The following is a 21,779-nucleotide window of genomic DNA, read 5'->3' as shown; positions in this document are numbered from 1 at the left end:
TGCAACATATGTTTCATGGCCCAGGCTCAGCCGAAACCATCGCCCCTGAACGAATTGTGCAGCGCGTTGCCATCGCTGCCAATGCGGTTGCAGGAAGTCGGGCGGTTTGTCGCAGCCAACGACTACGACGCCACCACCCGCTCGATGCGCGAGCTCGCCTCCGTCGCCGGCGCCGATCCCGCCTCCTTCACCCGTCTTGCCAAGGCACTCGGCTATTCCGGCTGGGACGAATTGCGCGCCGCGCTCACCGAGGCGCGACGGCCGGCGCAGGGTTCGCCCTTTTCCGGCCGCGCCAAAAGCCGTCGTGCCGGGCCGAATGCCGATGTCCGGCTGGTGCACGACAAGCTGGAAGCGGAGGCCGCCGGCCTCGCGCGCATCTCGGCGAGTGCGATTGCGGAAGCCGCGCGCGCGCTGCATGCCGCCAACCGGATCTGGATCACGGGCTTTCGCAGCTGCCGCAGCGTTGCGGAACTCCTGACCTACCAGCTTCGCCTATTCCGTCCCGACGCCGTGCAGCTGGTCGGCGGTTCCGGCCCGTTCGATCTCGACCATGGCGCCTTCCGTGCCGACGACGCCGTGGTCGTGATCGGCTTTGCGCCCTACACGCTGGTCAGCGTCGAGACCGCGCGCGCGGCGCATCAGGCGCGCGCCACGCTGATCGCGATCGCCGACACCATCAGCGCGCCGATGGCCGAGGGCGCCGATCACCTGCTGCTGTTCGAGGCCGCCGCCTCGCCCGGCTTCTTCCCGAGCCTCACCGGCGCGATCGCGGTGGCGCAGTCGCTCGCTGCCGTCAGCTTCACGCTGGGCGGCGCGGGTGCCAAGCGCAAGCTGGAAGAGACCGAGGGCCGGCTTGCCGAAATGTCGCAATACTTTGTCGAGAAAGGATGAGTGTCATGGCAGTTCCCTTGGCCGCCCCCAAGAGCCGCGTGATGCATCGCAGCCTGCGCGAAACCCCGCCGAAAGCAATCGGCGGCGACGGCGTGTTTCTGATCGCGGAGGATGGCCGCCGTATTCTCGACTCGTCCGGCGGCGCCGCCGTCTCCTGCCTCGGCCATCAGCATCCGCGCATTCTGGCCGCGATCGCCAAGCAGGCCTCGACGCTCGCTTATGCCCATACCGGCTTCTTCTCCTCCGCGCCTGCGGAAGAACTCGCCGAGCGGCTCGTCGGACACGAGCCCGGCGGTCTCTCCTATGTCTATTTCGTCAGCGGCGGATCGGAGGCGATCGAGGCATCGATCAAGCTGGCGCGGCAATATTTCATCGAGCGCGGCGAGCCGAAGCGCGCGCGCTTCATCGCACGCCGCCAGAGCTATCACGGCAACACGCTCGGCGCGCTGTCGGCCGGCGGCAATGCCTGGCGCCGCGAGCCCTACGCGCCGCTGCTGTCGCCGTCGTTCAGCCATGTCACGCCGGCCTTCGCCTATCACGAGCAGCGCGACGATGAATCCGAGGCTGCGTTCGTCGGCCGCCTCGCCGCCGAGCTCGAAACCGAATTCCAGCGGCTCGGCCCCGACACCGTCGCGGCCTTCATCGCCGAGCCCGTGGTCGGCGCCACCGCCGGCTGCGTGCCGGCGCCCGAGGGCTACTTCAAGGCGGTGCGCGAGATCTGCAACCGTCACGGCGCGCTGTTGATCCTCGACGAGGTGATGTGCGGCATGGGCCGCACCGGCACGCTGCATGCGTGGGAGCAGGAGGGCATCGCGCCCGACATCCAGGCGGTCGCCAAGGGTCTCGGCGGCGGCTATCAGCCGATCGGCGCGATGCTTGCGAGCGGCACCATCGTCGACACCGTACGCGACGGCTCGGGCGCGTTCCAGCACGGCCACACTTATCTGGCGCATCCGCTCGCCTGCGCCGCCGCGCTCGAGGTGCAGAAGACGATCGCTGAGGAAAAGCTGCTCGATCAGGTCAAGGAGCGCGGCAGGCAGCTCGAGCAGCTCCTCGTCGAACGCTTCGGCAATCACCGCCATGTCGGCGACATCAGGGGTCGCGGCCTGTTCTGGGCGATCGAGCTGGTCGCCGACCGCGGCACAAGGCAGCCGTTCGATCCCAAGCTGAAGCTACATCAGCGGATCAAGTCCGCGGCCTTCGCCGGCGGCCTCGGCTGCTATCCCTCGGGCGGCACCGCCGACGGCCAGCGCGGCGACCACGTGCTGCTCGCCCCGCCCTATATCGCAACGCCCGGCGACATCGACATGATCGTCGAAAGGCTCGGCGCTGCGGTGGACACCGCGTTGAAGGATGTTGGTCACGGCGCATGATCCGGAAAAGTGGGCACCGGTTTTCCCGCGACAAGCGCGAAGCGTTTGCGCATGGATCATGCTCAAACAAGAGGGAGGAGTAATATGTACAGAGGATTGATCACCGCAACCGTTCTCGTCGCAAGCATCACGGGCGCAAGCGCGGCGACGCTCGACACCGTCAAGCAGCGCGGCACGCTGGTGTGCGGCGTCTCGACCGGCTTTGCCGGTTTCTCGGCGCCGGACTCGCAGGGCAACTTCAAGGGCCTCGACGTCGACTATTGCCGCGCGCTTGCCGCCGGCGTGCTCGGCGATCCCGCCAAGGTGCGCTTTGTGGCGCTGACCGCACAGAACCGCTTCACCGCGCTGCAGTCCGGCGAGATCGACGTGCTCTACCGCAACTCGACGCAGACCTATCTGCGCGGCACCACGCTTGGGCTGCGCCAGGGCCCGGTCAATTTCTACGACGGCCAGGGCTTTGTGGTGAAGAAGGATCTCGGCGTGAAGGAGGTCAAGGATCTCAAGGGCGCCACGGTCTGCGTCGCGCAGGGCACCACGCATGAGGTGACGCTCGGCGACTACGGCCGCGCCAACGGCATCGACTGGAAGCCGCTGGTGTTCGACCGCCCCGACACCATGTACCAGGCCTTCTTCGGCGGCCGCTGCGATGCCATGACCCAGGACGCCTCCGCGCTGGCCGGCGCGGTCGCAACCGCCGCACCGAAGGCCGACGATTACGTCGTGCTGCCGCAGACCATCAGCAAGGAGCCGCTCGGCCCGTTCACCCGCAACGGCGACGAGGTCTGGAGCGACATCATCACCTGGCTGCACTACGGCCTGGTCGAGGCCGAGGAGCTCGGCGTCACCCAGGCCAATGCCGACGAGATGACGAAGTCGCAGACCCCGGCGATCCAGCGCCTGCTCGGCGTCTCCGGCGATCTCGGCTCGCGGCTCGGCCTCGACAACAAATGGCTGGTCGCGGCGATCAAGGCCGGTGGCAATTACGGCGAGATTTTTGAGCGCAATGTCGGCAAGGCAAGCCCGCTGAAGCTCGAGCGCGGGCTGAACGCCACCTGGAGCAAGGGCGGGTTGATGTACGCGATCCCGTTCAAATGATGACTTTCACCTCTCCCCGCTCGCGGGGAGAGGTCGGAACGCATCGCCAGATGCGTTCCGGGTGAGAGGGAGCCTTCGCGCATCCTTCTCTCACCTGTTGCGACGAAAGAGCCCCTCACCCCTGCCCTCTCCCCGCGAAGGGCGGGGAGAGGGAGAAGAGAAAAGGCGGTAACAACCCGATGCGCATCACCCTGATTCACGCTTTGAAGCATTCGATCGTTCCGATCGAGGCGTCATTCGCAAGGCATTGGCCGGAGGCGCGGCTGATGAACCTGCTCGACGACAGCCTGTCGGCCGACCTCGCGCGCGACGGAAAGCTTAACAAGCGCATGACCGAGCGCTTCCTCACCATCGGCCGCTATGCCGTGAGCACCGGCGCCAACGGCATCCTGTTCACCTGCTCGGCGTTCGGTCCCTGCATCGAGGCGGTGGCGCGCGAGCACGCGCCGATGCCGGTCTTGAAGCCGAACGAGGCGATGATCGAGCAGGCGGTGGCGAAGGGGAAACGCATCGGCCTGCTCTCGACCTTCCCGCCGACGCTGGTGTCGATGCCGCCGGAATTTCCATCGTCGGTGACGCTGCTGCCAAAGCTCGCCGAGGGCGCGCTGGCGGCGCTCGACCGCGGCGACCGCGCCGAGCACGACCGCATCGTGGTCGAGGCGTCCAAGGATTTGCGCGACTGCGATCTGATCGCGCTCGCGCAGTACAGCATGGCACCCGCCGCCGAACGCGTCGCCGAAGCCACCGGCCGCGAGGTGCTTACGACACCCGACAGCGCGGTCAAGAAGCTGAAGGCGATGCTCGGGGTTGGCTAGGCCGGCACTCACAGCCGTTCGCCCCGTGGACCACTTGCGCGCGACATCACCAGGAATGCTGCTCCGTCCACCGCGCACGACGTTGCTTTCCTGACCCCTGTGTCCGAGACGATCAGGACTAATTGGCGACAGAGCCCTCGACAGCGAATGTGTGATACGTGGCGTATTTTTCGCCAACGGCTCGGACCTGCACGTAGGCCGGATCGTTTCGCCAAGCCCGAAGCGCCGCCATGCTTGGATACATGTAGATGACCACGCGTTTGGGTGGCTCTCCGTCAACGGCAACGACCTGCGAACCGGTCGCCGCCGCGCCTGCAGCCGCAACCAGCTTCCCGCCGTGCGCCTTGATAATCTCCCTCGCCTTGGGCAGATATTCCTTGGCATAGCCATCGGGATTGATGACGTCGATTTGCCCGATCAGATAGGCGGGTGGCCCCGGTTCGCCATGGAGTGCTTCCCTGCCTAGAGCACCCAAAGTGGCGCATGTGAGCATGACGAGACCGATCTTGCTTCGAGCATTCATGCGGACCTCCCTCGATGTCTGCCGCCGCCACGAGCAGCAGCCGACAGGACTCTCCGCCCGGACTCAAAATGTGTCCAATGCATATATTCTCTGAAAGTTCATGCCGTAATGGTATAAACGGCCATGAACCTTCGACAGGCCCTCACGTTCCTGACCGTGGCCGAGCTCGGCACCGTCTCGAAGGCTGCGTTGCGGTTGCGGGTCGCCCAGCCGGCCCTGTCCAGGCAAATCATCGGACTTGAGCAGGAGCTCGGCCTGCGGCTGTTCGATCGGGTCGGGCGCCGCCTTTTGCTGACCGGTGAAGGCGAGCAGTTGATTGCAGGCTGCCGACTGCTGCTCAGCAGCGCCAGCTCACTGAAAGAGCAGGCTCAATTGCTCCGCGAGGGAGACACGGGAGTTCTAAAGATAGCCGGGTCGCCGCAACACATCGAGAGTGTCCTATCGCAATTTCTGCACCGGTATGCGAAGCGCTATCCCCGCGTTGAAGTAAGGATCAGGGAGGGGACGGGCAACGAAATATTGACGATGCTCGAACGCGGCGAAATTCATCTCGGCCAAAACCTGCTGCACGCAGTCAAGTTGAGCGAGCAGCACTTCGGCAGCCTTCCACTTGGATCTGTAGAGCTGCTGGCTGCCTGCCATCCCTCGATGCCGCTCGGCCCACAAACGACGATTGAGGTAGCCGACCTTGCCGAGTTTCCGCTGCTGCTGATGGACAGCGGATTCGGATTTCGGCGTGCTTTCGATGCGGCAGCCCGCATGGCGGGACTGAAGCCTGCGATTGCATTCGAGAGCCGGAACCCGCACACCTTGCTCGCACTCGCCGAGGCGGGGCACGGCATAGCGATCGTTCCTTCCCAGCTGCAGTGCCAGCGCTACGAATTGAGGATTGTCGGTCTCACGCACAGGCGCCGGGTGTTGCAGGAGCCCCTGACCATCTCTTGGGACAAGCGGCGCCCCTTGCCTCGTTTCGCGACCGACTATTGTGCAATGCTCGCAGAGCATATGCGCGAGACGTTTCCGATCACGCGCCCGACGGAGCCGACCTCAGCCAACACGAAAGGGAAGCATCGGTTCCGCGCGCAGCGCGCGGCCCGCAAGATGAGAAGGCTACGTAATTGAAAGCTGCCTCGCGAAGAATTTCAGCACGAGTCAGCTTCACCGTTCGTCCACTCGGCCGTGGCCGCCCAATCCGCCGCAGTCCCTACGTCCCTGCATCGTGGACGTTCAAATCGACGCCTTGCGGATCCTTGATCGTGGACACCGTGATCAGCGAGATCAGTGCCAGCGCCGCGATGTAGACGCCGACACGCCACGATTCGCCGTAGGTGCCGATGATCCATTGCGCGATCATCGGCGCGAAGGCGCCGCCGAAGATGGCGCCGAGCGCGTAGCCGATCGAGACGCCGGAGTAGCGCACCTTGGCCGGAAACAGCTCGGCATAGAGCGCCGCCTGCGGGCCATAGGACAGGCCGAGCGCGATGGTGAGGCCGACCGCGCTGATGAAGAACAGCAGCAGGTTCTGGCTGTCGATCAGAAACCACATCGGTACTGCCCACAGCACCATCAGGGTGTAGCCGATCTGGAAGCAGCGCACGCGGCCGATTTTGTCGCCGAGGATGCCGCCGAGCAGCGTGAAGATGAACCAGCTCACCGCGGCCAGCGTGCCGATCAGCAGCAGCTGCTCCGACGGCATCTTCAGCGTGTTGGTGCCGTAGCTGATGATGAACGCGATCAGGATGTAGCCGGCCGCGTTGTTGGCCATGAAGATCAACGCGGTGCGCAGGATTTCCTTACTGTGATTGCGCATCAGCTCCTTGAGCGGCGCCGAGGATTCCCTGTGCCGGCGCTGCATCGCCTTGAACACCGGGGACTCTTCGACAGTGCGGCGGATCACGATGCCGACCACGATCAGGAGGATCGACAGCAGGAACGGAATCCGCCAGCCCCATTCGATCATCGCCTGCTTGCCGAGCGTCGCGGTCAGCACCCAGAGCACGCCGGTCGCGAGAATCATGCCGAGCGGCGTGCCGATCTGCGGGAACGAGCCGAAGAAGCTGCGCTTGTCGACGGGCGCCGATTCCACCGACATCAGCGCCGCGCCGCCCCACTCGCCGCCAGCCGAGAAACCCTGCAGGATGCGCAGGAGGATAAGGAGTGCCGGCGCCCAGGCACCGATCTGCGCATAGGTCGGCAGCAGGCCGACCAGCGCGGTCGCCGCCCCCATCAACAGCAGCGTGACGACGAGCATGTTCTTGCGCCCGAAGCGGTCGCCGAGATGGCCGCAGACGATGGCGCCGAGCGGGCGGAACAGGAATGAGAGGCCGAGCGTCGCAAACGACACGATCTGCGCCAGCAGCGGGTTGTTCGCGTTCATCGGCGCGAAGAACAGTGCGCCGAACACCAGGCCCGCCGCCTGGGCGTAGACGAAGAAGTCGTACCACTCGATCGTGGTGCCGACGAGCGTTGCCGTGAGGACCTTGCGTTCCTCGTCCGACAGTTCGGCGCCGCGCGAGCGCGCGGACAGTTCAATGGACATGTGGCCTCCCCAAACCCGTTCTTGTCCATGCGGGCGTGACCGGCCGCGACGCGCCTGCCCCGCACGGATGCTGGACCCGGGATAGCAGAGCTTCTTGCCGGGGACGAGCAAAATAGTTGCATTCGCAACGATATTCGACAACATTGCCGGTTCCCGGACCTGGCTACCTCACCCGCGATCGGCGGACAGCCATCCCGAAACGTGGATTGTGCATCGCAGCAAGGCCGCTACGATGCGAGGATTCCCAAGAGGTTGCTAAGTGTCCGATATCAATGCCGATGCCTGGGTTTCATCAGGCCACCGCCCGATGGGCTTCCCGGAATTCGTCGTCGTTATCGCCTCCATCATGGCGTTGAACCCGCTGGCGATGGACATGATGCTGCCGGCGCTGCCGAACATCCGGTCCGCGTTCCAGATCGCCGACGCCAACCGTCCGCAGATGGTGCTGTCGATCTTCCTGGTCGGCTTCGGCGTCGGCCAGTTCGTCATGGGCCCGTTGTCGGACCGCTTCGGCCGCCGCCCGGTGCTGCTCGGCGGCATGACCGTCTACACCATCGCCGGCCTGCTCGCGATCATGGCGCCCTCGTTCGAGACGCTGCTCTTGGCGCGCGCGCTGCAAGGGCTCGGCACCGCGGCAACCCGCGTGATCGCGACCTCGATCGTGCGCGACTGCTACGCCGGACGGCGCATGGCGAGCGTGATGTCGCTGGCGATGATGGTGTTCATCGCGGTCCCCGTGATCGCGCCGTCATTCGGCCAGGCGGTGATGCTGCTGACGCACTGGCGCGGCATCTTCGTGCTGTTGATGATCTATGGCGTGATCGCGCTGGCCTGGAGCGCGCTGCGGATGCCGGAGACGCTGCCGCTCGAGCTGCGCAAGTCGCTGGCGATCCCCGACGTGCTCTCTGCGTTCCGCCAGACCATTACGAACCGCACCACGCTCGGCTACGCGCTCGCCGCCGGCGGCGTGCAGGGTTCGCTGTTTGCCTTCGTGTTCTCCTCGCAGCAGATCTTCACCGAGATCTTCAAGCTCGGGCATTACTTCCCGGTCGCCTTCGCGGCTTGCGCGGTCGGCGTCGCGATCGCCGGCTTCCTCAATTCGCGCATCGTCGGCCGCATCGGCATGCGGGTGATCTCGCACGCCGCGCTGACCGGCTTTGCAGTCGTCGCCGGCGCGCTGCTGCTCGCCGTTAAGACCGATACGCTGTCGCTGCCGCTGTTCATGGTGCTGGCCGGCCTGATGATGTTTGCGTTCGGATTGATGATGGCGAACTTCACCGCGCTCGCGATGGAGCCGCAGGGCAAGATCGCCGGCACCGCCTCCTCGCTCTACGGCACGATCACCACCCTGCTCGGGATCGGCATCGGAACCACGATCGGCCAGGATTACGACGGCACCTTGCTGCCGTTCGCGACCGGCTTCTTCCTCTGCACACTGGCTGCACTCGCCGTCGTGCTGGTGACGGAAAAGGGCCGGATGTTCCGGCCGCATCATCATCCGATTTGACCTTCGTGGGGTGGGTTAGCCGAAGGCGTAACCCACCATCTTCTTCGCAAGCAGCGCGCCTTCGCTCGCTGAGCTACGGCGGACAGGTCGCTAGATCCGCCCTACAGAGCCGGCGTTGCTCCGCGCCCGCGCCGGAGCCACACGCCGCCGCGACGTCGCAAATCCCTCCATCCCGAGCTGCCACTGCAAACCGACGATCGCGCCCTTGGTCGGCTGCAGCAGCCCGAGCGCGCTGAACAGCGTAAACGGCAGCCAGATCGCGAGCTGCAGCCAGGCCGGCGGCGCGTAATTCATCTCGAGCCACAGCAGTGCCGGCACCACGACGTGGCCGACCACGACGATCACGAGATAGGCCGGGAAATCATCCGCACGCTGCGGGGTGAAGTCCTCGCCGCACACCTCGCAATGATCGGCCACCTTGAGGAAGCGGCCGAACAGATGGCCGCGCCCGCAGTTCGGGCACTTCATGGTGAAGCCGCGCCACATCGCCTTTGGCAGGGAAACCGTCTCGGTCATTGTCGTTATCCTTGACCTGATCTGATGATCCATACAATATGCATTTGAAGGCATACAATCAAAAACAAAGCGCTGGATTGCATGGATTGGATCCCTACAGTTTCGGAATGGCACGGCCCGATGTTCCTGCGCATCGTCGATGCGCTTGCCGCCGATATCGCCAGCGGCCGGCTGGTCCGCGGCCAGCGCCTACCGACCCACCGCGCGCTGGCGACTGCGCTCGATATCGATCTCACCACAGTGACGCGCGCCTATGGCGAGGCGCGGCGGCGCGGACTGCTCGACGCCCGCGTCGGCCAGGGCACCTTCGTCTCGGAGACCACCGCGCGCGCGGCATCCGACCTGCCCGCACCGGTCAATATCGACCTGTCGATGAACCTGCCGCCGCAGCCGGTCGAGGCCAATCTCGACCTGCGCATCGCGCAAGGGTTAGCGACCATCCGCTCCGAGGCCGGGTTTTCCGCCTATCTCGGCTATGCGCGTCCCGGCGGCACCACCGAGGAGCGCGACGCCGGCGCCGCGTGGTTGCAACCGCGGGTGCCGCATGCATCGGCTGAGCACATCGTGATCTATCCGGGATCGCAGGCGATCATCTTCAACGCCCTGCTGGCGCTGACGTCGCCCGGTGACATCGTGCTGACCGAGGCGTTGACGTTTCCCGGCATCAAGGCCGCGACCGCACGGCTCGATGTCCGCCTGATCGGCGTCGCGATGGACGCGGAGGGCGCGAGGCCCGACGCGCTCGACGAGGCCTGCCGCAAGCACAGACCGAAGGCAGTCTATCTGGTGCCGACGCAGCAGAACCCGACCACGGCGACAATGAGCACGGCAAGACGCAAGGCGATCGCCGACATCATCAGGAAGCGCGGCTGCATCCTGATCGAGGACGACGTCTACGGTCCGCTCGAACCGCAGATGGCGCCGATCGCTACGCTCATTCCGGAGCACACCTACTACGCCGCAAGCATCGCGAAATGCATCGCGCCCGCGTTGCGCGTCGCCTATCTGCTGGCGCCCGATGCCGCCGCCGAGCAGCGCATGCGCGCCGGCATGCAGGCCACCATGCAGATGCCGCCATCGCTGATGGTGGCGCTGGTCACACAATGGCTGCGCTCCGGCGTCGCCACTGACGTCATCCGCGCCATCCGCAACGAGGCGGCGGCGCGCCAGCAGCTTGCCGGCCGCTTCCTCAAGGGCGTCGCCTATGCGGCGCGGCCGGCGAGCCATCATCTCTGGATGCCGCTATCAAAGCATTTCGACGGCACCGACCTGCTGTCGCATCTGATGCGCAACGGCCTCGCCGTGGTCGGCGAAGATGCCTTCGCGGTGAGCGATGCGGCGCCGCGCGGCCTGCGCGTGTCGCTGGGTGCCGCGCGCAACCGCGCCGAACTGAGCCAGGCGCTGCAGGTGCTGTCGAATGCGGTGCGCACGCCGGTCGGCGCCACGCAAATCGTGTAAATTTCGATCATCGTCAGGGAATAAACTCGCCCGAAAATGATTATGATGCGCGGGAGCGCTCGTGCCAAAACGCGGGCGTTCCAGGCATCAGGCAGGGGCGGGCTTTCAATGTCGTGTGGGTATGATCGGGCAGTCCACATTGCTGTGCGGACCTTTCGTGAGGCGATGACCGCAAGCTTGTGTCTTGCAATCGGGTGTCTTGCACTTGTCACATCAGGCGCAGCGCGCGCCGCCGATGCCCCTGCCCCGTCGCCGGAGAGACTCGAACGCATCACCGCGTTCTTCAACAACGAGGTTGCGACCGGAAAAATTCCCGGCGCGGTCATCCTGATCCAGCAGCACGGCAAGCAGGTCTATCTGAAAACCTTCGGCTATCGCGACGTCACGACCAAATCGCCGATGCGGCCGGATACGATGTTCGCACTGCATTCGATGACCAAGCCGATCACCAACACCGCCGCGATGATGCTGGTCGACGAAGGCAAATTGTCGCCGCAGGACCCGTTGTCGACATACATCCCGGCGTTCGCCGACGTGAAGGTCGCCATCGAACCGGATGGCGGAAACGATCCGGCCAAGGTGGAACTGGTGCCGCCGATCCGCCCGGTCACCATCGAGGACTTGATGCGGCACACCTCGGGCATCACCTACGAATATATCGGCGCCGACTGGATCCAGAAAATCTACCACGAAGGACATCTGTTCGACGGAACATTCGACAACAAGGAATTCGCCGCGCGGCTGGCCAAGCTGCCGCTGTCGCGGCAGCCGGGCACGCTGTGGCGCTATGGCCATTCCACCGACGTGCTCGGCCGCGTCATCGAGATCGTTTCGGGCAAGACGCTCTACCAATTCGAGAAGGAGCGCATCTTCGATCCAATGAAGATGAACGACACCAGATACGTGCTCGATGCGGAAACCGAACGGACGCGGCTGGCCGAGCCGCTGCCGACGGACACCATCCTGATCGACGGCGAGCGCGATCGGCGCGCGCACCCGGAGTGGCAATCCGGCGGCGGCGGGCTGGTGTCGACCATTCTCGACTATGCGCGTTTCGCGCAAATGCTGCTCAACGGCGGCGAGCTCGACGGCAAGCGCTATCTCAGCCCCGCCGCCTTCAAGACCATGACGACGGACCATATCGGGCCGGGCTCCGGCGTCGGCCGCGACTACTGGTATTTTCCCGGCGACGGCTTCGGCTATGGCTACGGCATCGCCGTGCGCACCGATCCCGGCATCGCCAAGCCGCCGCCGCCGGGCTCGATCGGCGAATTGAAATGGGACAGCGGCAGCGGCACCTATTTCGGCGTCGATCCAAAACTCGACATGATCTACATCATGCTCGAGCAGACCCAGAACGAACGCCAGCGCATCACGCCGGCGTTCCGGAAGCTGGTCTACGACGCGTTCGCCGCCGACTGAGTTCCCATTGTTGCTCCGTCATTGCGAGGAGTGAAACGACGAAGCAATCCAACTATCCACGCGCTCGCGGAGAGATGGATTGCTTCGTGGAGCCTGTCATCGGGCGCGCGCTCGCGCGACCCGGTGGCGCGCAATGACGGGATGGGAGCCTCTCGCCTTACGACTTCCGCCGAACCGCCTCCTGCCTGCGCCGTGCTGCGGCCGCGATCAGGCTCGTGGTGCATTCGTCGCAGACGAACGCACACTCATCGGTGAACAGGCCGATCCGTGCATCGAATCCGATCACCGCATCGTCGGGGAGACCGTCGATGACGCCGTCGCAACACAAGCACCGGTGCTGCGCCGCGAACTCTCGTTCCATGACGCGCCCTCCCGTCATCGCGGCTTCCCTCTCCGCAGCTTCCCTTGCGCTATATACTATCGTATACATCGAAGGCGACAAGGCAGGCGGGTGAACAAATCCGGTCGGGAACCCTGCAACCAATAAGCATCGACCGGAGACGATCGCCAAAAAACGCCTGCCTGGTCAACCAGGCTCATTGAGGAAACGCGATCATGATAAAGAACAATGGCGACGCGGCATGCCCGCGCGCGAAGGGAAACTCGCTCAAGATCCGCCGCGCATCGCTGCTCAGCGCGACGGCCATCATCCTCGCGCTCGGCACGGCCGGCGCAGCCCGCGCCGAAACGGCTCCGGTCGGCGTGCCCGACAAGAGTTTCCCGGAGAGCGTGACCTCGACCTCCGACGGTACGCTTTATGTCGGCAGCTTCAATCAGGGCGGCGTGACGAAGATTGCGGGCGGCAAGGCCGAGCAGCTGGTCAAGCCGGGTGCCGGCGACAGCCGCTCGACGCTCGGCGTGCTCGCCGACGAGAAGAGCGGCACGCTCTATGTCTGCTCCAACGACATCTCTGGCTTCGGCGTCGCAGGTCCCAGCGAGACCAAGGGCGCCTGGCTGAAGACCTTCGACCTCAAGAGCGGTGCGCCGAAGGGCAGCTTTGCCCTGAGCGATCCGAAATCGCTTTGCAACGACATCGTGGTCGGCGCCGACGGCACCGCCTATGTCAGCGATTCCTTCACGCCGATCGTCTACAGCCTGAAGCCGGGCGGCACGGCGCTCGCGACCTTCGCCACCGACCCGCAGCTCGCGCCGGCCAAGGACGGCGTCGGGCTCGACGGCATCGCGATCGGCGCCGACGGCAACCTCTATGTCACGACCTTCATTCCGGCAAAGCTGTTCAAGATCGAGATGAAGGACGGCAAGGCGGGCGCAGTCACCGAACTGAAGCCGTCGCGGCCGCTCGACCATGCCGACGCGCTGCGTGCCCATGGTGGCGGCCTGCTGCTGATCGAAGGCAACGGCAAGCTCGACAAGGTCACGGTCAACGGCAGCGAGGCCACGATCGACACTATCAAGGACGGGCTCGCCGAGCCGGTCTCGGTGACCGCGATCGGCGGCACTGGCTGGATCGCCGAGGGCAAGCTGTCCTACATCATCGGCGACAACAAGGGGAAGGACCCCGGCCCGTTCAAGCTGACGCCGGTCGCGCTGCCGAAGTAGCACCTGCAGCCTCGTCATTGCGAGGAGCAATAGCGACGAAGCAATCCATCGTGCCGCATATGCGGTGACAATGGATTGCTTCGCTTCGCTCGCAATGACGGGGATGGGCTGCGGCGCAAGACCGCTCCCGTTTACTAGATCACATAAAACCCGTGCGTGCCGTCGCGGCGCAGCTGCTCGACCAGGCCGTACTCCCAATCGAGATAGGCCTGCATCGCCTTTTCCGCGACGTCGGTGCCTTCGTAGGGGCGGCGGTAGCGGTGCGCCGGATCGGGCCGTGGCACAACGCGCGGCGGTCCCTTTTCCAGCGGGCCGTCATAGCCGCCCTCGAGCACATAGACCTCCCAGCCCATCTGCGCGAGCCAGGACGCCGTCATGTCGGCGCGGATGCTTCTGTCGTCGCTCAGCACGATGCGCGCGCCGCGCACCGGGGCGGCCATGTCGATCTCCTGCACCAGCTGGCCGCCGGCATAATGGCGGAAGCCGGCTAGGTGACCCGCCGCGTATTCCTCGGCGTCGCGCACGTCGAAGCGATAGAGCGTGCGCTGCGCGTCCTTCTCCAGCGCGGCGAGTTCATGCGTGCCGATGTGGCGGACACCGGCGCGGTAGGCAACGTCACGCGCGTTGTCGGCGGCACCCTCGAACGGCCCGATACCGCCGCGCGTGTCGGCGCCGTGCTCGAGATCGTGCCTGGCGAGCGTCCAGCCGATCGTGCCGTTGCGCAGCGCCCGCACCTTATTGGGCAGCCCGGCATTGATCAGCGACTGCGTCCCGATGATCGAACGGGTGCGGCCGGCGCAGTTGACGATGATGGTGGTGTCGGGATCGGGCGCCGCGCCGCCGACGCGCAGCACGAGCTCCGCACCGGGCACGCTGACCGAGCCCGGGATGTTCATGGTGGCATATTCGTCGAAGCGGCGGACGTCGAGGATCGCGATGTTGGCCTTGTCAGATATCAGCGCGGCGACCTCGTCGGCGCTCAGCGACGGCGTATGCCTGCGCGACTCGACCAGCTCGCCGAACGCCTTGGCGTAGGAATTGACGTCCTCGAACACCTCGTAGCCGGCCGCCTTCCAGGCCTCGAGGCCACCCGCGAGCGTAGCGACGTTGCTGTAGCCCAACGCCCGCAACTGGTCGGCCGCGGCAGCGACCAGCCCGTCGCCGTTATCGTAGAGAACAACAGGCACGTCCTTGCGCGGCAATCGTAGCTCGGCTTCGAGCGCGATCCGGCCGGCCGCCATGTTGGCGGCGAACAGCGGATGGCCGGTGGCGAATTGCGCCTCATGTCTGACGTCGAGCAGCGCAATCTCTTGGCGGAGCAGCAGCATTGTACGGATGGTCTGGGGCGTGACGGAAGCAAGGGTCATGGAATGCTGGCCTGGGCAGGGAAATCGGCAGGCCTGCTCTAGGCCGAATTTGCGCGTCGTCAATAGGCTTAACCAAGTCGCAACCCCGCTGCCCGGGAGCCGAAATCCACGGAACGAAAACCCGCCATCCCGCTTTGCTCAACCGGGGCGCCTTGCTACGTTCCCCATCGGCCCCGTTGGCGCCCGATCAGGCCTTCCGGACAAGAGAAGGCAGCGGGGCCGCGCCTGAAGCCTTGACAGTCTCAGGCCTTGACAGCCTGAAGACTTGGCGGCCTGAAGTTCTGGGAGGATGTCCATGAGATCAGTCGGAAATGAACCATTGTCGCGTCACGCCCTCGCCTTCGTGCTGGCCGGCGGACGCGGCAGCAGATTGCTGGAGCTCACCGACCGCCGTGCCAAGCCGGCGGTGTATTTCGGCGGCAAGTCCCGCATCATCGATTTCGCGCTTTCCAATGCGGTGAATTCCGGCATCCGCCGCATCGCGGTGGCGACCCAGTACAAAGCGCACAGCCTGATCCGGCATCTGCAAGGCGGCTGGAACTTCTTCCGCCCGGAACGAAACGAGAGCTTTGATATCCTGCCCGCAAGCCAGCGCGTCTCGGAGACGATGTGGTATGTCGGCACAGCGGATGCGGTGTATCAGAACATCGACATCATCGAGGCGCACGGCACCAAGTACATCCTGGTGCTGGCCGGCGACCACGTCTACAAGATGGATTATGAGATCATGCTGAAGCAGCATGTCGAGAGCGGCGCCGACGTCACCGTCGGCTGCCTGGAAATGCCGCGGGCGGAATCCAGCGGCTTCGGTATCATGCACATCGACGAGAACGGCCTGATCCAGTCCTTCCTGGAGAAGCCGGCCGATCCGCCGCCGATGCCGGGCAAACCCGACAAGTCGCTCGCCAGCATGGGCATCTATGTGTTCAATTCGGAATTCCTGTTCGACGAATTGCGCCGCGATGCCGCCGACCCGAACTCGTCGCACGATTTCGGCAAGGACATCATCCCCTACATTGTGAAACACGGCCGCGCGATCGCGCATCAGTACAACGATTCCTGCGTCCGCTCCGGCGACGATCCTCGCGCCTATTGGCGGGATGCCGGCACCGTCGACGCCTATTGGGCCGCCAACATCGATCTCACCGACGTGGTGCCGGAGCTCGACCTCTACGATCGCGCATGGCCGATCTGGACCTATGCCGAGATCACCCCGCCCGCCAAGTTCGTGCATGACGAGGACGGACGGCGCGGCCAGGCGGTGACCTCGCTGGTCTCGGGCGCCTGCATCATCTCCGGCGCGGCGCTGCGCCGCTCGCTGCTGTTCACCGGCGTGCACGTCAATTCCTACGCCAATATCGAGAACGCCGTGATCATGCCTTACGTGAATGTCGGCCGCGGCGCACAGCTGAAGAACGTGGTGATCGATCGCGGGGTGCGGATTCCGGAGGGGCTTGTGGTCGGCGAGGATCCCGAGTTCGACGGCAAGCGCTTCCGCACCACCGAGCAGGGCGTTACCTTGATCACCCAGTCGATGATCGACAGGCTCGGGACATGACGCCCATCCGCGTCCTCGCGGTCGCCTCCGAAATCTACCCGATCGTCAAGACCGGCGGCCTCGCCGACGTGGTCGGCGCGCTGCCGGCGGCGCTCAACGAGCACGGCGTCGCGACGCGGACGCTGGTGCCCGGCTATCCCGATGTGCTCAAGGCGCTGGCCTCGGCGGAGACGCTGCTGCACTGGCCGGAATTTTATGGCGGCCCGGTCCGCGTGCTCGGTGGCACGCATGACGGCCTCGATCTCCTTGCGCTCGACGCACCGCATCTCTATGCTCGCCCCGGAAATCCCTATGTCGGTCCGGATGGACGCGACTGGCCCGACAACGGCATCCGCTTTGCGGCGCTGTCGCGGATGGCGGCCGAGATCGGCCAGGGCGCGATCGAGAGCTTCGTGCCCGACATCGTGCATGCGCATGACTGGCAGGCGGGCCTCGCGCCGGCCTATCTGCATTACGGCCGACGACCGCGGCCGGGCACGGTAATGACCGTGCACAACCTCGCCTATCAGGGACAGTTCTCGCCGGACATGCTGACGACGTTCGGCCTGCCGGGCGAGGCCTACGCGCTGGACGGCGTCGAATATTACGGCACCATCAGTCTATTGAAGGCCGGCCTGCAATTCGCCGACCGCATCACCACGGTGTCGCCGACCTATGCGCAGGAGATCCAAAGCGACGAAGGCGGCATGGGGCTCGGCGGCCTGTTGCGCGAACGCGCCGACGTGCTGAGCGGCATCCTCAACGGCATCGACATCACGGTGTGGAATCCGGCCACCGATCCGAACATTGTTGCGCGTTACTGCGCCGGGCAGCCGACGGCGCGCGCGGCCAACAAGGCGGCGCTGCAGCAGCGCTTCGGGCTCGACCCGGCGCCGGATGCGATGCTGCTCGGCGTCATCAGCCGGCTGTCCTGGCAAAAAGGTCTCGACCTGCTGCTCGAGAACATCCCGACGCTGCTCGGTGAAGGCATCCAGCTCGCGCTGCTCGGCAGCGGCGATCGCGATCTGCAGGATCGCTACGCCGCGCTGGCGCAGGAAAATCCCGGGCGGATCGGGGTCGTGATCGGCTATGACGAGACGCTGGCGCATCTGATCCAGGCCGGCGCCGATGCGCTCGCGGTGCCGTCGCGCTTCGAGCCGTGCGGCCTTACCCAGTTGTGTGCGCTGCGCTACGGCGCGGTCCCGATCGTTGCTAATGTCGGCGGCCTTGCCGACACCGTGCTCGACTTCGACGAAGCCGCGGTCACCGGCGAAGCGGCGACCGGCGTCAAGTTCGCCCCCGTGACCTCGGATGCGCTCGCGCGCGGCTTGCGCAAGGCAAACCTCTTGTTCAACGACAAGGTGACCTGGCGCCGGCTGCAGCAGGCCGGCACGGCCACCGACGTCTCCTGGCACAACCGCGCCGGCCGCTATGCTGCGCTCTATCGCGAGCTCGCCGGGGCGCGGCCATAGAGCATGATCCGGAAAAGTGTGAAGCGGTTTTCCTCGCGACAAACGCGGAGCGTTTGCGCGGAGATCATGCTCAAGACAAGGCGCGATCAGTTCAGCAGATCGCAAGCCGCGATGCGGTTAATGTCGGCCAGCCGCCGGTCGGAATTTCCCTTGAGATCGAGGCTTGCGACGAGATCGAGCAGCCGGCCATAGGCGCGGTCGGCGACATCAACCGGCAGCGGTTCCTCGTCGAAGGTTTCGACGTAATTGCCGACGAGACCGCTCAGCAGCCGGCAAACGCCGCGTTGCTCCGGGTCGTCCTTGCTCAAGGTTTCGAGTTTTTGCTGGAAGGTCCTGAAGGTTCGCAGGCCGTGCGGCTGCTGCGAAAGCCAACTATGCAGATCAGGATGTGTGTGCAGATCAGGATGCAGGTCGGTCATATCAGCCTCTTCAAATGGGAGAAGAAGCTACTGGCTTATACAACCGATCAGGATGCCGCGCCATCACAATTTCGCATGCATCCTCTGCCGCGGCCGCGCGAGCCGTGTCATCGGATTACTACGCAACGCGATTACAATCGCGCGAGTGCCGGAAGGATCTTGTAGCGCGCGATCTCGTGCGGGTAGTCGCCGCGATTGGCGAGCAGCACGATGCCGAGCCTGCGCGCGGGCACCAGGCCGACATAGGCGGAGGCATTGTTCAGCCCGCCGGGCTTGTCGATGACGGTGGCGTCATCGAGCCGCACATGCTCCCACGCCATCGCCTGCCCGAACTTCGCATCAACGCGAAAGCTCTCGCGCTCGGTCATCTGCAATGCCGCACGTAGCTCGGGATCGATGACCGCGTTGTCGAGACAGGCGCGCAGCAGGATGCCGAGATCGCGCGCCGAGGAGAACATCTGGCCGGTGCCCGGAAAGTCGTAATAGCTCTGCTGGTTGCCCGGCGGGCCGATCGGCGAGCCGTTATGGGCGTATCCCTGCACCATGCGCTGCATGATCGCGGGCGCCATCGACGCGCGGTTGTCCTCGCCGCGATCCGGAACGAAGGTCGATGTCATGCCGAGCGGCTTGAGGATGCGGCTCTCGATCAACGTCGCGATCGGCATGCGATAGCGCTGCTCCAGCACCAGCTGCAGCAGCACATAGCCGGCATGGCTGTAGATCCGCTGCTTGCCGGGCTGCTCCCCTGCAGGCGGCGTCCATGTGTTGAGCATCGCGATGAACTGATCGCGGCTGAAGCTCTCGTTCGGCCATGGCGGGTGATCGGTCGGCAGCAGCAGGCCAGACGTGTGAGTGACGAGCTCGCCGACCGTGACGCGGCTGATGTAGTCGCCGTTGAGCTCGGGGAGATACTTCGCAACGGGATCGTCCAGCCGCAGTTCGCCGCGCTCGGTGCCGAGCGCGACCAGCGTCGCCTCGAACAGCTTGCGCAGCGAGGCGAGGTTGAACAGCGTGTCCGGGGTGACCGGCCGCCTCGCCGCCGCGTCTGCGAAACCGTAATTGAAGAACGCGACCTGGCCGCCGGCATAGACCGCCGCGGCGAGACCGCCCGGATCCTCCGCGGTCGCGGTCGGCGCAAGCTCTGAAGTGACGATGTCCCTGACCTGCGCATCCATGTCGGAATCCGCGCGTGCCGTCGCAAGCACGCCAGCAGCGACGGCGAAGAGGACGGCCGCGATCCGGACGGAGAGCGATGGTCTCATAGGGAACGAAGACGTCTCATGAAGAATGAAATCGGGACGATGTTGCGATTCGACCCGCGGGCGGACCTGTTCAGCCATCGAGAGATGGCGACATCGCGATCTTAAGCGATGGAACCTGTGCGTCCGAATTCACGATTGCGCGTGTTGTACCGTGCCCCGTCGCGGGCGGGGAAGGGGCGGCCCGATTGCAGTTCCAGCGATCAGTGCCGGAAACCGCGCTCGCGACCGCCCTCCCACTCCAGCCACGGTGCGGGAACTGCAATCGAACAAAAAAATGCGGGACGTTTGAAAATGTCGGGAGCGTGCTTCGATAGCAAGATGGAACCAGCGCGTGCCGGGCCGACCGTCGATATGTCTGACTTCGTCACATTCCACTCCCAACCGGGGACCGTTTCTTACTAGCAACAATTCGTCAATCAACGGTTGCATAGGCCTATTGGATTCGAGTGACAAGACATGGCGGCCTGCGGCGAATTGTCCGGTTCCAGATGCCGTATGCGTGGGCTGCCTGATTAAGCATGGCTTAACCATTGATCGCACGGCGCGAGACTATGCGGCGCGCGATCGGACGATCGACCGCGGCAAGGACGCCAACAGCAGCACGAGGCAGACGCAGAGCAGCACGATGTCCTTGAACAGGAACTCACCGGCCAGGTTCCAGGCCATCGGGTCGGTCGACAGGCTCCATTTGACCACCCCCGGTGTCGTGAAGAAGAACGACCACGTGATGGCGAAGGTGATGACGCCCAGCAGCGAACCGATCGCGGACAGCATCGGGTTGAACGCACCGGCGGCAAGCAGCCCGGCGATACCGAATTCGGCCACGCCGAGCACATACGCCTCGCCCCGGAGGCCAAACACCGAGAGCCACGAAATGAACGGGCTGTTGCTGATGAATTGCGCGATGCCCTGGGCGGACTGCAGCGTGAACTTCTGCATGCCGAACGACACGAAGATCACCACCATGACCCAGCGCAGGATCGCAAGCAGACGATAAGACCCCTCGCCTTGTTCGGCGATGTTGAACGACAGATTCATGGAGATGTTTCTTCCCTCGCTGCGATGCCATCATCGGCCGCTGTTGCGGCGTTCGTGGCTGACTACGCAGCGCGCCACTCGCGTGTTACGCGCGGAATAGGGTCGCGCCTTCACGATGATGTGCAGACGAGGTGATGACGATCGTCGCCAGCCGCGACAAACTCACGCCCGCTGCCGCAGCGGCCGCGCGGCGTCCTTGGCCGGCACCGGCATGGTGAAACCGTACAGAAACAGGTCCACCACCATGTCGGCGAATTCGGTTGGATCGATCCCGCCCTTCGGGTCGTACCAGGTGTGGCTGAAGTTCAGGATGCCGAACAGCATCATGCTGTAGATTTTCTTGGTCCGCTTGACGATCTTGCCTTCCTTGTCGAGCTTGACCAGAAGATCCGAGACCGTGTCGACGATCTGACGCTCCAGCGCCTTGATCGCATCCTGCTCGGTCTCGCCGAGGAACGAGAGGTCGTTGAGGATCACGCGCTGCTCGTCGCTCGAGCGCGCGTTCAGCGCGACGATGGCCTGGATCGCGGCGCGGAATTGCTCCAGCGTCGCGGCCTTGCCAGCCATCGCGGTCTCGACATCCGCGATCATCTCGCGGATATGGGCATCGAGGATCGCGAGCAGGATCGCTTCCTTCGAGTCGAAATAATGGTACAGCGCTCCGCGCGACAGCTTGCAGGCATCCGCAAGGTCGGCGATCGAGGCACGCATATAGCCCTGCCGCGCGAACAGGCCGCAGGCGGTGGTGAGGATGCCCTGCTGGATCTCGTCGTAATTTTCCGAGCGCGTCCGCGCCATTACATTCTCTCTCGTGCACCATCGGCGCCGCCGGAATCGGGCGGCCGCCGTCTCTCTATACTACCGCCGCCCCGCGCGCTCCTCCCCTTGCGGGCGCCATCCACCAGAACTCTTCCATCGCTCGCGGCATCGGCGACCTGCGTCAAAAAATAATTTGAACGACCGGTCGGATTATATTATCGTGCCC

General features: G+C 64.8%; 20 protein-coding genes. 11 read left to right on the top strand and 9 right to left on the bottom strand.

Annotated elements, in window-relative coordinates; genetic code table 11:
• Positions 1-15: 15 nt before the first annotated feature.
• The 4 genes from HAP48_RS28020 to HAP48_RS28005 all read left to right on the top strand — a co-directional run bounded on the left by HAP48_RS28020 (position 16) and on the right by HAP48_RS28005 (position 4,174).
• Positions 16-891, top strand: a complete 876-nt coding sequence (locus HAP48_RS28020) for an SIS domain-containing protein (RefSeq protein WP_166208464.1) — start codon at positions 16-18, stop codon at positions 889-891.
• Between the two features lie 17 nt (positions 892-908).
• Positions 909-2,264 (top strand): aspartate aminotransferase family protein, encoded by a 1,356-nt coding sequence (locus HAP48_RS28015; RefSeq protein ID WP_166215926.1) that lies wholly within the window; start codon positions 909-911, stop codon positions 2,262-2,264.
• A gap of 84 nt (positions 2,265-2,348) precedes the next feature.
• A complete protein-coding gene (locus HAP48_RS28010; protein ID WP_166208467.1) occupies positions 2,349-3,359 on the top strand; it encodes an amino acid ABC transporter substrate-binding protein in 1,011 nt (336 codons plus the stop codon).
• A gap of 179 nt (positions 3,360-3,538) precedes the next feature.
• Positions 3,539-4,174, top strand: a complete 636-nt coding sequence (locus tag HAP48_RS28005) for an aspartate/glutamate racemase family protein (protein WP_166208470.1) — start codon at positions 3,539-3,541, stop codon at positions 4,172-4,174.
• A gap of 118 nt (positions 4,175-4,292) precedes the next feature.
• Here the strand turns inward: HAP48_RS28005 and HAP48_RS28000 are convergent, their stop codons facing one another.
• On the bottom strand, positions 4,293-4,697 hold the full coding sequence (locus tag HAP48_RS28000; protein ID WP_210292685.1) for a DUF1330 domain-containing protein: 405 nt from the start codon (positions 4,695-4,697) through the stop codon (positions 4,293-4,295).
• Positions 4,698-4,820: 123 nt separating this feature from the next.
• On the opposite strand from HAP48_RS28000, the gene HAP48_RS27995 reads away from it, so the two are divergent.
• Complete coding sequence (locus HAP48_RS27995) at positions 4,821-5,819, top strand: LysR family transcriptional regulator (protein ID WP_166208473.1); 999 nt, start codon at positions 4,821-4,823, stop codon at positions 5,817-5,819.
• A gap of 82 nt (positions 5,820-5,901) precedes the next feature.
• On the opposite strand, the gene HAP48_RS27990 is transcribed toward HAP48_RS27995, so the two are convergent.
• Positions 5,902-7,236 (bottom strand): MFS transporter, encoded by a 1,335-nt coding sequence (locus HAP48_RS27990; RefSeq protein ID WP_166208476.1) that lies wholly within the window; start codon positions 7,234-7,236, stop codon positions 5,902-5,904.
• Positions 7,237-7,543: 307 nt separating this feature from the next.
• On the opposite strand from HAP48_RS27990, the gene HAP48_RS27985 reads away from it, so the two are divergent.
• Positions 7,544-8,743: a multidrug effflux MFS transporter gene (locus tag HAP48_RS27985; RefSeq protein ID WP_210292937.1), complete on the top strand. Its 1,200-nt coding sequence runs from the start codon at positions 7,544-7,546 to the stop codon at positions 8,741-8,743.
• A 90-nt stretch (positions 8,744-8,833) separates the two neighbouring features.
• Here the strand turns inward: HAP48_RS27985 and HAP48_RS27980 are convergent, their stop codons facing one another.
• On the bottom strand, positions 8,834-9,259 hold the full coding sequence (locus tag HAP48_RS27980) for a DUF983 domain-containing protein (protein WP_234622331.1): 426 nt from the start codon (positions 9,257-9,259) through the stop codon (positions 8,834-8,836).
• Between the two features lie 81 nt (positions 9,260-9,340).
• Here HAP48_RS27980 and HAP48_RS27975 point away from each other — a divergent pair, with 81 nt between their 5' ends.
• Entirely contained in the window at positions 9,341-10,717 is a 1,377-nt protein-coding gene (locus tag HAP48_RS27975; RefSeq protein ID WP_166208484.1) for an aminotransferase-like domain-containing protein, read from the top strand.
• A 165-nt stretch (positions 10,718-10,882) separates the two neighbouring features.
• Positions 10,883-12,139, top strand: coding sequence for a serine hydrolase domain-containing protein (locus HAP48_RS27970; protein WP_166208487.1), 1,257 nt, complete (start codon positions 10,883-10,885; stop codon positions 12,137-12,139).
• A 157-nt stretch (positions 12,140-12,296) separates the two neighbouring features.
• Here HAP48_RS27970 and HAP48_RS27965 read toward each other — a convergent pair whose 3' ends face one another.
• The gene (locus HAP48_RS27965) at positions 12,297-12,500 is read right to left on the bottom strand and encodes a hypothetical protein (RefSeq protein ID WP_166208490.1); all 204 of its coding nucleotides are present in this window, start codon (positions 12,498-12,500) and stop codon (positions 12,297-12,299) included.
• Between the two features lie 194 nt (positions 12,501-12,694).
• Between HAP48_RS27965 and HAP48_RS27960 the strand changes: the two genes are divergently transcribed.
• Positions 12,695-13,699 (top strand): NHL repeat-containing protein, encoded by a 1,005-nt coding sequence (locus tag HAP48_RS27960; protein WP_166208494.1) that lies wholly within the window; start codon positions 12,695-12,697, stop codon positions 13,697-13,699.
• A 134-nt stretch (positions 13,700-13,833) separates the two neighbouring features.
• Here the strand turns inward: HAP48_RS27960 and HAP48_RS27955 are convergent, their stop codons facing one another.
• A complete protein-coding gene (locus HAP48_RS27955; protein WP_166208497.1) occupies positions 13,834-15,066 on the bottom strand; it encodes a rhodanese-like domain-containing protein in 1,233 nt (410 codons plus the stop codon).
• Positions 15,067-15,361: 295 nt separating this feature from the next.
• Between HAP48_RS27955 and glgC the strand changes: the two genes are divergently transcribed.
• Positions 15,362-16,624, top strand: a complete 1,263-nt coding sequence (gene glgC / locus HAP48_RS27950) for a glucose-1-phosphate adenylyltransferase (protein ID WP_029081462.1) — start codon at positions 15,362-15,364, stop codon at positions 16,622-16,624.
• The gene (gene glgA, locus HAP48_RS27945; RefSeq protein WP_166208500.1) at positions 16,621-18,075 is read left to right on the top strand and encodes a glycogen synthase GlgA; all 1,455 of its coding nucleotides are present in this window, start codon (positions 16,621-16,623) and stop codon (positions 18,073-18,075) included. The genes glgC and glgA overlap by 4 nt, the downstream gene beginning before the upstream one ends.
• An 86-nt stretch (positions 18,076-18,161) precedes the next feature.
• Here the strand turns inward: glgA and HAP48_RS27940 are convergent, their stop codons facing one another.
• The 4 genes from HAP48_RS27940 to HAP48_RS27925 all read right to left on the bottom strand — a co-directional run bounded on the left by HAP48_RS27940 (position 18,162) and on the right by HAP48_RS27925 (position 21,592).
• Positions 18,162-18,494 carry a hypothetical protein gene (locus HAP48_RS27940; protein ID WP_166208503.1) on the bottom strand — a complete coding sequence of 111 codons (333 nt, stop codon included), beginning with the start codon at positions 18,492-18,494 and terminating at the stop codon, positions 18,162-18,164.
• A gap of 131 nt (positions 18,495-18,625) precedes the next feature.
• Positions 18,626-19,669: a serine hydrolase gene (locus HAP48_RS27935; protein ID WP_166208506.1), complete on the bottom strand. Its 1,044-nt coding sequence runs from the start codon at positions 19,667-19,669 to the stop codon at positions 18,626-18,628.
• Positions 19,670-20,305: 636 nt separating this feature from the next.
• Positions 20,306-20,794: a DUF417 family protein gene (locus HAP48_RS27930; protein ID WP_166208509.1), complete on the bottom strand. Its 489-nt coding sequence runs from the start codon at positions 20,792-20,794 to the stop codon at positions 20,306-20,308.
• A 162-nt stretch (positions 20,795-20,956) separates the two neighbouring features.
• A complete protein-coding gene (locus HAP48_RS27925; RefSeq protein WP_166208512.1) occupies positions 20,957-21,592 on the bottom strand; it encodes a TetR/AcrR family transcriptional regulator in 636 nt (211 codons plus the stop codon).
• Positions 21,593-21,779 lie beyond the last annotated feature (187 nt).

The sequence above is a fragment of the Bradyrhizobium septentrionale genome (genome assembly GCF_011516645.4).
Lineage (GTDB): Bacteria > Pseudomonadota > Alphaproteobacteria > Rhizobiales > Xanthobacteraceae > Bradyrhizobium > Bradyrhizobium septentrionale.
The sequence above is the reverse complement of the archived record's forward strand: the minus strand, read 5'-3'. Positions and strand labels throughout refer to the sequence as shown.